General features: G+C 72.0%; 10 protein-coding genes. 6 read left to right on the top strand and 4 right to left on the bottom strand.

Going from position 1 to position 12,744, the window contains the following annotated elements:
• Positions 1-93: 93 nt before the first annotated feature.
• Together OEB99_RS04510 and OEB99_RS04505 are read left to right on the top strand one after the other, a co-directional pair.
• Positions 94-1,506, top strand: coding sequence for a hypothetical protein (locus OEB99_RS04510; RefSeq protein ID WP_263508596.1), 1,413 nt, complete (start codon positions 94-96; stop codon positions 1,504-1,506).
• 350 nt (positions 1,507-1,856) lie between these two features.
• A complete protein-coding gene (locus OEB99_RS04505; protein ID WP_263508595.1) occupies positions 1,857-2,555 on the top strand; it encodes a DUF2807 domain-containing protein in 699 nt (232 codons plus the stop codon).
• 79 nt (positions 2,556-2,634) lie between these two features.
• Here the strand turns inward: OEB99_RS04505 and OEB99_RS04500 are convergent, their stop codons facing one another.
• A complete protein-coding gene (locus OEB99_RS04500) occupies positions 2,635-3,684 on the bottom strand; it encodes a glycosyltransferase family 1 protein (RefSeq protein WP_263508594.1) in 1,050 nt (349 codons plus the stop codon).
• The gene (locus OEB99_RS04495) at positions 3,681-6,095 is read right to left on the bottom strand and encodes a sodium-translocating pyrophosphatase (RefSeq protein ID WP_263508592.1); all 2,415 of its coding nucleotides are present in this window, start codon (positions 6,093-6,095) and stop codon (positions 3,681-3,683) included. The genes OEB99_RS04500 and OEB99_RS04495 overlap by 4 nt, the downstream gene beginning before the upstream one ends.
• Before the next feature lie 362 nt (positions 6,096-6,457).
• On the opposite strand from OEB99_RS04495, the gene OEB99_RS04490 reads away from it, so the two are divergent.
• The 3 genes from OEB99_RS04490 to OEB99_RS04480 all read left to right on the top strand — a co-directional run bounded on the left by OEB99_RS04490 (position 6,458) and on the right by OEB99_RS04480 (position 9,526).
• Positions 6,458-7,414 carry a PP2C family protein-serine/threonine phosphatase gene (locus tag OEB99_RS04490; protein ID WP_263508590.1) on the top strand — a complete coding sequence of 319 codons (957 nt, stop codon included), beginning with the start codon at positions 6,458-6,460 and terminating at the stop codon, positions 7,412-7,414.
• 15 nt (positions 7,415-7,429) lie between these two features.
• Positions 7,430-8,710 (top strand): ATP-binding protein, encoded by a 1,281-nt coding sequence (locus OEB99_RS04485; protein WP_263508588.1) that lies wholly within the window; start codon positions 7,430-7,432, stop codon positions 8,708-8,710.
• A gap of 492 nt (positions 8,711-9,202) precedes the next feature.
• Positions 9,203-9,526, top strand: coding sequence for a DUF2277 domain-containing protein (locus tag OEB99_RS04480; RefSeq protein ID WP_263508586.1), 324 nt, complete (start codon positions 9,203-9,205; stop codon positions 9,524-9,526).
• Positions 9,527-9,621: 95 nt separating this feature from the next.
• Here OEB99_RS04480 and OEB99_RS04475 read toward each other — a convergent pair whose 3' ends face one another.
• Both OEB99_RS04475 and OEB99_RS04470 read right to left on the bottom strand, forming a co-directional pair.
• Positions 9,622-11,157, bottom strand: a complete 1,536-nt coding sequence (locus OEB99_RS04475) for a DHA2 family efflux MFS transporter permease subunit (RefSeq protein WP_411910656.1) — start codon at positions 11,155-11,157, stop codon at positions 9,622-9,624.
• Positions 11,158-11,293: 136 nt separating this feature from the next.
• Complete coding sequence (locus OEB99_RS04470; RefSeq protein WP_263508584.1) at positions 11,294-11,698, bottom strand: VOC family protein; 405 nt, start codon at positions 11,696-11,698, stop codon at positions 11,294-11,296.
• A 153-nt stretch (positions 11,699-11,851) separates the two neighbouring features.
• Between OEB99_RS04470 and OEB99_RS04465 the strand changes: the two genes are divergently transcribed.
• Positions 11,852-12,733: an LLM class F420-dependent oxidoreductase gene (locus OEB99_RS04465; RefSeq protein WP_263508583.1), complete on the top strand. Its 882-nt coding sequence runs from the start codon at positions 11,852-11,854 to the stop codon at positions 12,731-12,733.
• The last annotated feature ends 11 nt before the right edge of the window (positions 12,734-12,744 follow it).

Genomic DNA, 12,744 nt, shown 5'->3' with positions numbered 1-12,744 from the left:
ACCCGCCATCGACCGTTGGTGGGACCTTGGTCCCGCTTCCTTAGCGTGCGCTGTGCGCGTGGACCTTCCCGCGCAGTCCCTTCTGGAGGAGACATGACCCGCACCGCACGCAGCGTCACCGCGGTCACGCTCGCCGGGGCGCTCGCGGCCACGGCGGCCGCACCCGCTCTCGCGCACGACCACGGCAGGCCGACCGCGACGGGGCCGTCGAGCAGTGACGCGCCCTACGTCGTGCCCGCCGCCCGCGACGTGCGCACCACCTCGATCCTCACCGCCGGGGACTCCGTCGGCGGCTATGTCATGTCCGGCCTGCCGGACGGGCTCGGCGCGTGGGACAACAAGGACGGCACATTCACCCTGCTGGCCAACCAGGAGCTCTCGGCCGGTGAGGGCCTGGTGCGCGCGCACGGCGCGACCGGCGCCTTCGTCTCGCGCTGGGTGATCGACAAGCGGACGCTCGAGGTCGTCTCGGGCACCGACCAGATCCAGCAGCTGCTGGTCTCCGACGGCGCGGGCGGCTGGGTCGCGTCGACCGACCCGATCACCCGGATGTGCTCGGCCGACCTGCCCGCCGCCTCGGCGTTCTACGACCGGGCCACCCGGACCGGGTACCAGGGCCGGATCTTCATGAACGGCGAGGAGACCTCCGGCGGACGCGCCTTCGCCCACGTCGTCGACACCGGCGACAGCTACGAGCTGCCCGCGCTCGGCAACGCCGCCTGGGAGAACGTGGTCGCGAACCCGTCGACCGGACGCTCGACCGTCGTGGTCGGCACGTCGGACACCGGCGGCGGCGAGGTGTACGTGTACGCCGGGACCAAGCAGCGCACCGGCAACCCGGTCGAGAAGGCCGGTCTCGCCGACGGGACCTCCTGGGCGATCTCGGTTCCCGACCTGCCGACCGAGTCGGGCGCCGCACCGGTGCCGTCCGGGCCGCTGCCGTTCGAGCTCACCGCAGCGGGCGCGGGCACCGGGTGGGACCGTCCCGAGGACGGCTCCTGGGACCCGCAGCACCCGGACGACTTCTACTTCGTCACGACCGCGAGCATGACCAAGCAGTCGCGCCTGTGGCGGCTCCGGTTCGTCGACGCCGCGCAGCCTGAGCTCGGCGGCACCGTCGAGATGCTCCTCGAGGGCCCGGCCGACCCGACGACCGGCCCGAAGATGATGGACAACATCACGGTGAACGCCGGCAGCGTGCTGATCCAGGAGGACCCCGGCAACAACGAGTACCTCGCCGGGATCTGGCAGTACGACATCCGTTCGGGCACGGTGCGCCGGGTCGCCGACTTCGACCCGGAGCGGTTCCTGCCGGGCGGTTCGGTCTTCGACACCGTCGACGAGGAGTCCTCGGGCATCATCCCGGCACCGTTCCTGGGGCGCGGCGTGTACCTGTTCGACGCCCAGAACCACACCCCGGTCGCAGACCCGGCCGTGGTGCAGAAGGGTCAGCTCCTGACCCTGACGGTCGGGTCCGGGCGCTCCTGGGCCCACGACCGGCACTGACCCGGGTACCCGGCCCCGCGCCGGGTGGCGGGGGGCGGCCGGGGGGGGGGGGGGGCCCCCCCCCCCGGGGGGGGGGGCCCCCCGGGCGGCGGGGCCCGCGGGGGGGCCCGGGGTACCCGGCCCCGCGCCGGGGGGCGGCCGACGGCCGGGTGGGGTGATCCCCCGCCCGGCCGTCGGCGTTCCCCCCACGTTCCTGCACGCCCGCCGGAGGCCGGGCCGGTGATCGGCGCCACGAAACCCTGATGACGAGCGGCCCGCGACCAGGGACGGCTCAGGGGGTCACCCGATGGTCGGCGCCGCACCCCCGGTGGCAGCGTTGAGGTGACAGCAGAGGTGACGACGGAGGAATGATGCGACGAACGGCGCTCGGGGCCGGGCTGGTGATCGGTGGAGCGGTGGCGCTTGCCGGGTGCTCCATCGTGGGCGGGACCTCGGTGAACGAGGACCGCGAGGTCGGGCAGGTGACCGCGGTGGACGTCCGCACGAGCGGTGACCTCGTGGCGCTTCGCGGCGACCGGCCCATGCTCACCCTGACCGCACCTGACTCGGCGATGAAGCACCTGACGAGTGAGGTGGACGACGGGACGCTCGTGCTCGGCACGTCGGGCGCGGTGATGATCGCCGGCGAGATCGCCTACCTGCTGGAGACCGACCACCTCGACGCCGTGACGGTGTCCGGGTCCGGGAGCGTCGACGGCTCGGGTGTGACGGGGACGGACCTCGAGGTGCACATCGCGGGGTCCGGCGACGTGACGCTCGACGGTGTGAAGGCCGACCGGGTCGAGGTCCGGATCGACGGCTCCGGGAGCGTGCACCTGGCCGGCACCACGCGCGAGCTCGTGGTCACCGTGGCGGGCTCGGGCGACGTGCGCAGCGAGGACCTCGCCGCCCAGCAGGCCACCGTCGAGCTCGACGGCTCCGGCACGGTCCGCACCGACGTGAGCGGCTCGCTCTCGGTGCACATCGCCGGCAGCGGCGACGTCGTCTACAGCGGCGACCCGGAGGTCAGCTCGCGGATCGACGGCTCCGGGGACCTCGTCCGCGACTGACGCCTCCGCGCCCCGCACACGACGGAGCCGGTCCCGCGACGATCGCGGGACCGGCTCCGGTGTCAGGTCGGACGGGTCGTCAGACCGCGCCGAACCAGTCGTGCACCTTGTCGGCGATGGCCTTCTCGAACTCGTCGTCGTCGTGCCGCTGACGCAGCCAGCCGACGAAGTCGCCGCCCGCCAGCTGGTCGAGCTCGGCCCGGCACGCCGCCGTGTCCGTCACCGCGCGGTAGAGCAGCGCCTCGGCGCCGGCGGCGTCGGAGTACAGGAACGGGTATCCCTGGGGCAGCAGCGCCCGCGCCCACGGCCGGTCCGGGAAGACACCGACCGCGCCGGCGACCATGGCCTCGACGTACTCCAGGCCGTAGGACTCCTCGACCGCCGTGGCCAGGAACGCGGTCGTCCGGGCCAGGTGGTGGTAGTAGTCCTCGCGCGTCGCGGTCAGCGGGCCGACCCACGCCCAGTCCTTGCGGGACAGCCACATGGCCTTCTCGCTGATCAGGTGCGACTCGTGCAGACGCATCTCGACGTTGATCGGCGTGCGGCGGTGGACCCGCTCGACGACGTCGAGGAAGAGCTGCGGCTGCTTGCGGTCGGACAGGTAGATCGCCGGGTAGAGGACGATCGGCACGGTCGGCTCCTCGCGCGGCTGCACGTGCTCGAGCCGGATGCCGAGGTTCACCCAGGAGATCTGCGCCTTCTCCGCGAGCGTCGGGACCGTGAGGGCGGAGACGATCTCCTTGATCTCGGTCGCGGTGCGCTCGGAGTTCGCGAACGTCGGGAACAGCGCGCAGGACAGCGCGAGCGCGGCCCGCTGCACCTCATGGGTGAACTGTGAGGTGTTCCACCACACGAAGTTCATCACCTTGGGGTCGCTGCCCGAGGCGGACAGCGTTCGCCACACGGCGATCGAGTCCACGACGTCCATGTTGATCACGACGGTGTCGGCCGGGTCGAGGTACTCCAGCGGCACCACGTCGAAGCCCTCCGCGTGCCGGGCCCGGCCGCCGACCAGCTTGGCGCCCGGGAACACCCGCATCAGACGGCGGACCAGCGTGGCGCCCGCCTCGTGCCCGCCGACGTGCCCGTCCTCGACGAACGAGGCGGCGTACTTGATCGCGATGGTCATCGCTGGTCACCTGCTCCCTGCTCGACGAAGCTCGTGGACGTGCTGCCGCTCTGCGGGGCTGCCCCCGAGTCGTCGTCGGCGGCCATCTGGGTCTTGATCCGCATGCCGTAGAAGGACCGGTAGACGAAGAACGCCGAGATCAGGAAGAACACGGCGGCCAGGACGCCCACCAGCACACCGGCGCCGTCCGAGGTCAGGCTCACGGCGAGCTCGACCGCGAGCAGGCCGAACAGCGTCGTGAACTTGATCACCGGGTTGAGCGCGACCGACGAGGTGTCCTTGAACGGGTCGCCGACCGTGTCGCCGATCACCGTCGCGTCGTGCAGCGCGGTGCCCTTGGCGTGCAGGTCGACCTCGACGATCTTCTTGGCGTTGTCCCACGCGCCACCGGCGTTGGCCATGAAGATCGCCTGGTAGAGCCCGAACACCGCGATCGACACCAGGTAGCCGATGAAGAAGTACGGCTCGATGAACGAGAACGCGAGGGTCGCGAAGAACACCGCCAGGAAGATGTTCAGCATGCCCTGCTGGGCGTACTGGGTGCAGATCTGGACCACACGCCTGGAGTCCTCGGTCGAGGCCTTCGTGACGCCGTCCAGCTTGATGGTGTCCTTGATGTACTCCACCGCGCGGTAGGACCCGGTGGTCACGGCCTGCATCGAGGCGCCGGTGAACCAGTAGATCATCGCGCCGCCGGTGATCAGGCCGAGCAGGAACGGCGGGTGCAGCAGCGACAGCATGTCGAGGTTCGTCTCGAGGCCGTCGGTCAGGGCGATGATGATCGAGAAGATCATCGTGGTCGCGCCGACCACCGCGGTGCCGATCAGCACCGGCTTGGCGGTCGCCTTGAACGTGTTGCCCGCGCCGTCGTTCTCCTCGAGCATCTGCTTGGCCACGTCCCACTGGACGTCGAAGCCGAAGTCGCGCTTGATCTCGTCGCTGACGCCGTCGATCTCCTCGATCACGGACAGCTCGTAGACGCTCTGCGCGTTGTCGGTCACCGGGCCGTAGGAGTCGACCGCGATGGTCACCGGCCCCATGCCGAGGAAGCCGAACGCGACCAGACCGAACGAGAACACCGCCGGGGCCAGCATGAACGCGTCCAGGCCCTGCTCGCCGATCAGGAACGCCGCACCCATCAGCCCGACGATCGCGATGCCCAGCCAGTAGCCGGAGAAGTTGCCGGCGACCAGGCCGGACAGGATGTTCAGCGACGGGCCGCCCTCGCGCGAGCTCTTCACGACCTCGCGCACGTGCCGGCTCGTGGTCGAGGTGAAGACCTTGACCAACTCGGGGATGAGCGCGCCGGCCAGGGTGCCGCAGGAGACGATCGTGGCGAGCTTCCACCACAGCCCGTCGCCGATCTCGCCGACCACGAAGTACGTCGTGAGGTACGTCGCCGCGATCGACACGACCGAGGTCAGCCACACCAGCGTGGTCAGCGGGTGCTCGAAGTTCATCTTGCGGGCATTGGCGTACTTGCCGCGCACCCACAGGTCGTTGATCAGGTAGCTGCCCACCGAGGCGATCAGCATCACCGCGCGGACCACGAAGATCCACACCAGCAGCTGCGCCTGGACCATCGGGTCGTGGACCGCGAGGAGCAGGAACGTGATGAGCGCGACACCGGTCACGCCGTAGGTCTCGAAGCCGTCCGCGCTCGGGCCCACCGAGTCGCCGGCGTTGTCGCCCACGCAGTCGGCGATCACACCGGGGTTGCGGGCGTCGTCCTCCTTGATCTTGAACGCGATCTTCATCAGGTCGGAGCCGATGTCGGCGATCTTGGTGAAGATGCCGCCCGCGATGCGCAGCGCCGCGGCGCCGAGCGACTCGCCGATCGCGAAGCCGATGAAGCACGCACCGGCCAGGTCACGCGGCAGGAACAGCAGGATGATCAGCATCATGAACAGCTCGAGGCTGATCAGCACCATGCCGATGCTCATGCCGGACTTCATCGGGATCCGGTGCACCGGCAGCGGCTTGCCCTCGAGCGCGGCGAACGACGTGCGGGAGTTCGCATAGGTGTTGACCCGGATGCCGAACCAGGCGACCGAGTACGAGCCGCCCATGCCGATCAGGCTGAACAGGATGACGATCGCCACCCGGCTCCACGGGAAGTTCACCAGGAAGCCGTAGTAGATGATGATCACGGTCGCGATGAAGGCCCACAGCAGCATGAGGAACTTGCCCTGCTGGATGAGGTAGGCCTTCGAGGTCGCGTAGATCAGCTCGCTGACCTCACGCATCGACGCGTGCACCGGCAGCGTGCGCATCTGGTTGAACACGACGACGCCGAACAGCATGCCGAGCAGCGTCACGCCGAGCCCGATGGTCAGCAGCACCGTGCCGGACACGCCACCGGCGCTCACGACGGACAGGTCCGGCAGCACGAGGCTGGCCTCACCGTGCACCTCACCGGTGCCACCCCCACCCTCCGAGGAGCAGCCGGCCAACGTCAGGGCGCCGAGGGCGCCGAGTACGACGACCGGCCACCGGCGGAGGCCGGGACGGGTGTGGGGACGATCGGTCGGAACGCCTTGAACGGCGTCCTCCGGGTTCTGCGCGCGGATCACAGTCACCCCAGGGTGGGCTCGACAACGGTGTCGTCTCGCACGCTAGGCGCGTCGTGCGACCGCGAGGGGTGACCTTGGGCCCGATGACCGCGCTCTTGTCCGCACAAACCCGCTGACGAGGGCAGACCCGGGACCTGTGACCCGGAGCCCGACACGCGCGGGTTACCCGACGGGCCCGTGCGCTTGGCAGGATGGCCCCCGTGACCGCGCGCCAGGAGCTGCCCGCGACGCCGGACGCCGCTGCCCCGGCGCTCGGCCTGCGGGTCGCGCTGCGGTCGATCACCGGGCCGCACCGAGCCTCGAACCAGGACTCCGCCGGCGTCGGTGAGGGCTTCGCGTTCGTCGCGGACGGCGTGGGCGGGCACGCCGGTGGCGATGTCGCCTCCCGGGCCGTGAGCGAGGTGCTGATCGCGGGCCTGACCGGCCGGGACCTGCACGACGTCGACGACGACGCTCTGCAGGGCCTGGTCGCCGACGCGAACGAGGAGCTCGCGCAGCGCGCCCGCGACCCTCGCCTGACCGGGATGGCGACCACCTTCACCGGCCTGTTCTGCGGTGCCGACGCGGTTCGGGTCGCCCACATCGGCGACTCCCGCGCGTACCTGGTGCGCGACGGTGCCGGCACCCGCGTGACGCACGACGACTCCTACGTCCAGCTGCTGGTCGACTCGGGCCTGCTCGAGCCCGAGGACGCGTGGCTGCACCCGCAGCGCAACCTGATCCTGCAGTCCCTGGCGGGCGCCGCCGACGACGCGACGCACCTGGCGGTGCTGCACCAGGACTGCCGCGAGGGCGACCGCTGGCTGCTGTGCAGCGACGGCCTGACCGACTACCTGCTCGAGGACGAGGTGCTCGACCTGCTGCGCTCCGACCCCGACGTCGAGGCGGTCGCGGACGCGCTGGTCGCCGCCGCGCTGGACGCGGACACGCACGACAACGTGACGGTCGTGGTCTGCGACGTGGTCGCCGACTGGGAGCCGGTCGAGACGCGGGTCGTCGGCGCGGCGGACCCGGACTGGGTCGAGCCGCCGGTCGACACCGTGGCGATGCCGGAGGCTGACGAACCTGACGAGGCCGACGAGGCCGACGCCGAGCCGACCGATGAGTCGGGCGTGACCGACGAGTCGACCGAGACCGACGAGACCGACCCAGACTGATCCCGAGGAGGATCGATGCCCGGCTGGCGGCTGCGTGAGTTCCACTCCGACGACCTGGACGGCGTGCTCCAGCTCTGGGAGGCGGTGCACCGCGACGGGGAGGCCCCGGTCTACTCCTTGGCGGAGGTCCTGGCCTCGTGCCGGATGGACCAGGCCGTGGTGGCCGTGGCCGGTGACGAGATCGTCGGCGTCTCGGTGGGCCGCGCTGCGCACGAGCAGGGCTGGATCGTGTTCCACACGACGCGCGCGGACTGGCGTGGCAAGGGCATCGGTTCGGCGATGCTCGCCGCGGTCGAGAAGGCCATGGCGCCGCACGGGCTGAGCAAGATGTCGGTGCTGCTCAACGAGTCGAGCGAGCGCACCGAGCCGTTCCTGTCCCAGGGCTACGAGATCCGGGCGACCCGCCGCTACCTCGAGCGCCGCATCCCGGTGCAGCGCGAGGAGCTCGGTGCGCTCGCCGAGCTCGGCGGCCGGGTGCTGCCGCGCGGCCGCTGGGAGGCCGTGGGCGGCATGCGGCACGAGAAGGAGCTGATCGAGCGTCGTCTGGTGCTCCCGCTGGCCCGGCCGGACCTGGCCGAGCGGTACGGCATCGTGCCGCCGCGCGCCGTCGTGCTGTTCGGCCCGCCTGGGACCGGCAAGACCACGTTCGCGAAGGCGATCGCGTCGCGGCTGGAGTGGAGCTTCGTCGAGGTGTTCCCGTCCCGGCTGGCCGGCGATCCCCAGGGCCTGGCCGGCGCGCTGCGGACCACGTTCGACAAGGTCGCCGAGCTCGAGCACGCGGTGGTCTTCATCGACGAGGTCGAGGAGATCGCCGCGAAGCGCGGCGGTGAGCCGCCGTCGCCGCTGCAGGGCGTCACGAACGAGCTCCTGAAGATCATCCCTGCGTTCCGCGAGCAGTCGGACCGCCTGCTCGTGGTCGCGACCAACTTCATCCGGGCGCTGGACCCTGCCTTCCTGCGGCACGGCCGGTTCGACTACGTCATCCCGATCGGGCTGCCGGACGCCGACGCCCGCGAGGCGATCTGGCGCGCGATGGTGCCGCAGGCCGCGGAAGGTGTCGACCTCACGGCCCTGGTGCAGGCGAGCCAGGGCTTCTCCCCCGCCGACATCGAGTTCGCCGCCCGCAAGGCCTCCCAGCATGCGCTCGAGCGCTCGCTCGACGCCGGAGCGGCCGAGTCCGACGCGGGACCGACCACCGCCGACTACCTCGAGGCGATCGGCGGCACCAAGGCGACGGTCTCGGACGAGGTGCAGCGCGAGTTCCTCGAGGACATCGAGTCCCTCGCGCGGCTCTGACGCAGGCGACCGCGCGGTTCCGACGCAGGCGGCCGCGCGGTTCCGACGCAGGCGACCGTGCGGTTCCGACGCCGGCGACCGTGCGGCTCTGACGCAGGCGGCCACGCGGTTCTGACGGGGACAGCAGTCAGCTACTGACGCAGCGGTGAGGCCTTGCCGTTGACGGCAACGCCGAGGTGCGTGGGGACACCGACGGCGGGCGTTCCTCCGCCGTCGGTGTCCCCACATCCCGACGAGCACACCCGGGTGGGGTGCGAGGGCCGCTGCCGGGCCATCGGGGCAGCCGTCTCGGCGCCGAGGCAGGGGCTCTGCGCCCAGACCGGGGCTCGGCGCCGAGGCAGGGGTGTCTGGGCCCCTGTCTCGACCCGAAACCCCTGTCTCGACCCGAAACCCCTGTCTCGACCCGAAACCCCTGTCCCGAGGCCGAGCCGACCACGCCGGCGCAGGCGTTGACCGCAGGCCCCTTCGACCAGGCCCGCGTAGCGTCGTGGCATGTGCCGCAACATCACCACCCTGCGCGGGCTCGAGCCGCCCGCCACGCGTGACGAGATCGACGCCGCGGCGGTCCAGTACGTCCGCAAGGTCACGGGCATCACGAAGGTCACCGACGTGACTCGCGAGGCGTTCGACGCCGCCGTCACCGCGGTCGCGGCCGCGACCGCCCAGGCCCTCGCCGACCTGCCCGAGCGCCGCAACCCGCCCTCGACGGTGCCGCCGCTGCGCCGCGAGGAGGTCGCCGCTCGCATCGCCGCCCGCCAGGCCGCTCGCGAGGAGCACGAGCGCCTGCACGAGCAGGGCGTGCCGCACAGCCACTGACCGTCGGCAGCGCCCCCTGGCCGACTCGGCCCGGCGCGGCGCCGAACCCGCCGGCGCATCCGTCGCGACCGGGACCCGGCCGCGGCGCCCGCGCGTCAGTGCACCGACGCCCCGGCGCCGCTTCCGTCGGACTCCGCCACGCGCACGAGCATGGTCGCCGGGATCGCGAGGAGGCTCAGCCCCGCGCCGACCAGGAAGGCCGCGTGCACCCCGGCCGCGGTCGCCCCGACCGCTCCGTCGCCCGCCGCCCCGGTCGCCGTCGCAGTGAGCACCGTGACGAACAATGCGGTGCCCGCCGCCCCGGCCACCTGCTGGATCGTGGCGACCATGGCGCTCCCGTGCGAGTACAGCGGCGCGGGGACCGCGCCGAGCGCCGCCGTGAACAACGGGGTGAACATCAGTGCGAGGCCGAGGCTCAGCACCACGTGGCAGGCCAGCACGAACCACCACGCGGTCTCCTCACCGACCGTCGCGAAGCCCCACAGCGAGAGGCTCACCAGCACGGACGCGGGTACCAGCAGGGGCCGCGGACCCACCCGGTCGTAGGCCCGTCCCACCAGCGGGGCGAGCAGCCCCATGAGCAGGCCGCCGGGCAGCAGCATCAGCCCGGTCGCGAGCACGTCGAGCCCGAGCACCTGCTGGGTGTAGATCGGCAGCAGGATGATCGTGCCGAAAAGCGCGAGCATGCTCAGCGCCATCACGACCACGGCGACCGTGAAGGTCCCCGAGGCGAAGACCCGCAGGTCGAGCAGGGCGCCGTCGGTCCGCTGCAGCCACACCTGCCGCGCGACGAACAGCGACACCGCGATCAGCCCGACCACCAGCGGCACCACGGCGGCGCCAAGGCCGGCCGTCGCGGACTCGCCGAACCGGCTCAGCCCGAGCACCACGCCGCCGAACCCGAGCGCGGAGAGCACCACCGAGACCACGTCCACGCGGGCGTACCGCGGTTCGTTGAGCACCGGGAGCCGCCACGCCCCGACCGCGAGCGCGACCAGCGCGATCGGCAGCACCAGCCAGAACATCGCGCGCCACGGCAGCACCGACAGGATCAGCCCGGACAGGGTCGGCCCGATCGCCGGCGCGACCGAGATGACCACCGAGATGTTGCCCATCGTCCGGCCACGCGAGGCGGGGGGCGTGACGGTCATCACGGTCGTCATGAGCAGCGGCAGCATGATCGCGGTGCCGGAGGCCTGGACCACGCGCCCGACCACGAGGACCTCGAACCCGGGCGCGAGCGCGCAGGCCAGGGTGCCGAGGCTGAACAGGCCCATCGCGGTGAGGAACGCGGCCCGTGTGGTGGTGCGCTGGAGCACGAAGCCGGTCACCGGGATGACGACCGCCATGGTGAGCATGAACGCCGTGGACAGCCACTGCGCGGTCGCGGCCGTGATCGCGAGGTCGGTCATCAGGCGCGGCAGCGCCACACCCATGATCGTCTCGTTGAGGATCACCACGAAGGTGCTGGTCAGCAGCACGGCGACGGCGGTGCGCTCGCGCCGGCCCATGCGTTCGGGTGCGGTGGGCGCGGGACCGGACGTGGCCGTCCGGCCGCCCACCGGTGCGGCGTCGGCCGGCCCGCCGACGGGACTCGCCACCAGCTCGGTCTGCTCGGTGCGTTCGGTCATGGTGGCGCCCTTCGGTCGCGGAGTGGAGGACCGAAGCGCGCCGTCGTGCATTCCCCCGCTCGGGTCCGGGTCAAGCATGACCGCGACCACCGACACGCGTCGACCGGATTCCGCCGAGGGCGCAGCGTTCGTCGGCTCAGCTCGGCGTCGCGAGCGGGAACAGGCAGAACGGGTGGCCCTCGGGGTCGAGCATCACCCGGACCTCCTCCTGGGGCTGCCAGTCCGCGAGGCGCGCACCGAGGCTCTCGGCGAGCGCCACGCCCGCGGCGACGTCGTCGACCCCGATGTCGAGGTGCATCTGCATCTGCCCGGCTCCCGGCTCGGCCGGCCAGGTGGGCTGCTCGTGGATCGGCTCGAGCTGGAAGGACAGACCCGGTCCCCCGCCCGGGGCACGCAGCATGACCCACGTCGGGTCCTGCGCGGAGACCTCCCAGCCCAGCAGGGCCTGGTAGAAGCCCGCGAGCCGCTCGGGCTCGCGCGAGTCGAGCACCGTCGCACTGAGCCGGGTCCGGACCATCGTCGCCTCCTCGACCACCTCCATGACACCACCGGCCTCGGCGCACCACCACTGCTGGCCGAGGCCCGCGGTCGCGGCTCGACCGGCACGGTGAGACGCTGCGCGGAGCGGCCGGTCCCGGGGCGGTCCTGCACCCCCGCGGGAGGTCGGCCGAGGCGACAGGGGACGGAGCGGTCGATGAAGGTCGGGGTCCACGCCATGCGGTTCGACGGTGTCGAGCCGCCCCAGCTGCGCGACGAGCTCGCGCGGGTCGGCGAGGAGGTGGAACGCGCCGGCGTCGCGTGGCTGTCGGTGATGGACCACTTCTTCCAGATGGAGCGCGCCGGGTTCCCGCACACCGACCCGATGCTCGAGGCCTACACGACGCTCGGCTACCTCGCGGGGCGAACCGAGACGGTCGAGCTCGGCGTGCTCGTCACGGGGGTGACCTACCGGTACCCCGGCCTGCTGGCGAAGACGGTCGCGACCCTCGACGTGCTGTCCGGCGGACGCGCGGCGCTCGGCCTCGGCGCCGCCTGGTACGAGCGCGAGCACGACGCGCTCGGCGTGCCGTTCCCCCCGCTCGCGGAGCGGTTCGAGCGCCTCGAGGAGACGCTGCAGATCTGCGCGCAGATGTTCGACCCCGCCGACGAGGGGCCGTACGAGGGCACCCACTACCGCCTCGCCGAGACGGTGTGCCGGCCGCTCCCGCTGCACCACCCCACCGTGATGGTCGGCGGCTCCGGCGAGCGCAAGACGCTGCGGCTCGTCGCGCAGTACGCGGACGCGTGCAACCTGTTCGTGTCCGACCGGGAGGAGATGGCGCACAAGCTCGCGGTGCTGCGCGGCCACTGCGCGGACGTGGGTCGCGACCCGGCCGAGATCCGGGTCACGGCGCTCACGTCCGCCCCCGAGCTGGACTCCGGGGACCTCGACGGGTTCGTCGCCCGGGTGGGACCGTTCGCCGACCTCGGCGTGGACACCATGATCGTGCGACCGCCGAAGACCGCGCCGTCGGAGTGGATCCGTGAGCGCGTCGCACCCGTGGTGCCGCGACTCGCGGAGCTCGACGGGGCCTGAACGGGGGCGGC

This window comes from Actinotalea endophytica (genome assembly GCF_025717005.1).
Taxonomy (GTDB): Bacteria; Actinomycetota; Actinomycetes; order Actinomycetales; family Cellulomonadaceae; genus Actinotalea.
Note: the sequence above shows the minus strand (reverse complement) of the source record. Positions and strands in the feature narration are given on the sequence as shown.

Bases quoted from the DNA above. Each gene is read 5' to 3' on its own strand.
- OEB99_RS04510 (WP_263508596.1), top strand. From the start codon at position 94: ATGACCCGCACCGCACGCAGCGTCACCGCGGTCACGCTCGCCGGGGCG.
- OEB99_RS04505 (WP_263508595.1), top strand. From the start codon at position 1,857: ATGCGACGAACGGCGCTCGGGGCCGGGCTGGTGATCGGTGGAGCGGTG.
- OEB99_RS04500 (WP_263508594.1), bottom strand. From the start codon at position 3,684: ATGACCATCGCGATCAAGTACGCCGCCTCGTTCGTCGAGGACGGGCAC.
- OEB99_RS04485 (WP_263508588.1), top strand. From the start codon at position 7,430: ATGCCCGGCTGGCGGCTGCGTGAGTTCCACTCCGACGACCTGGACGGC.
- OEB99_RS04480 (WP_263508586.1), top strand. From the start codon at position 9,203: ATGTGCCGCAACATCACCACCCTGCGCGGGCTCGAGCCGCCCGCCACG.
- OEB99_RS04475 (WP_411910656.1), bottom strand. From the start codon at position 11,157: ATGACCGAACGCACCGAGCAGACCGAGCTGGTGGCGAGTCCCGTCGGC.
- OEB99_RS04470 (WP_263508584.1), bottom strand. From the start codon at position 11,698: ATGGAGGTGGTCGAGGAGGCGACGATGGTCCGGACCCGGCTCAGTGCG.
- OEB99_RS04465 (WP_263508583.1), top strand. From the start codon at position 11,852: ATGAAGGTCGGGGTCCACGCCATGCGGTTCGACGGTGTCGAGCCGCCC.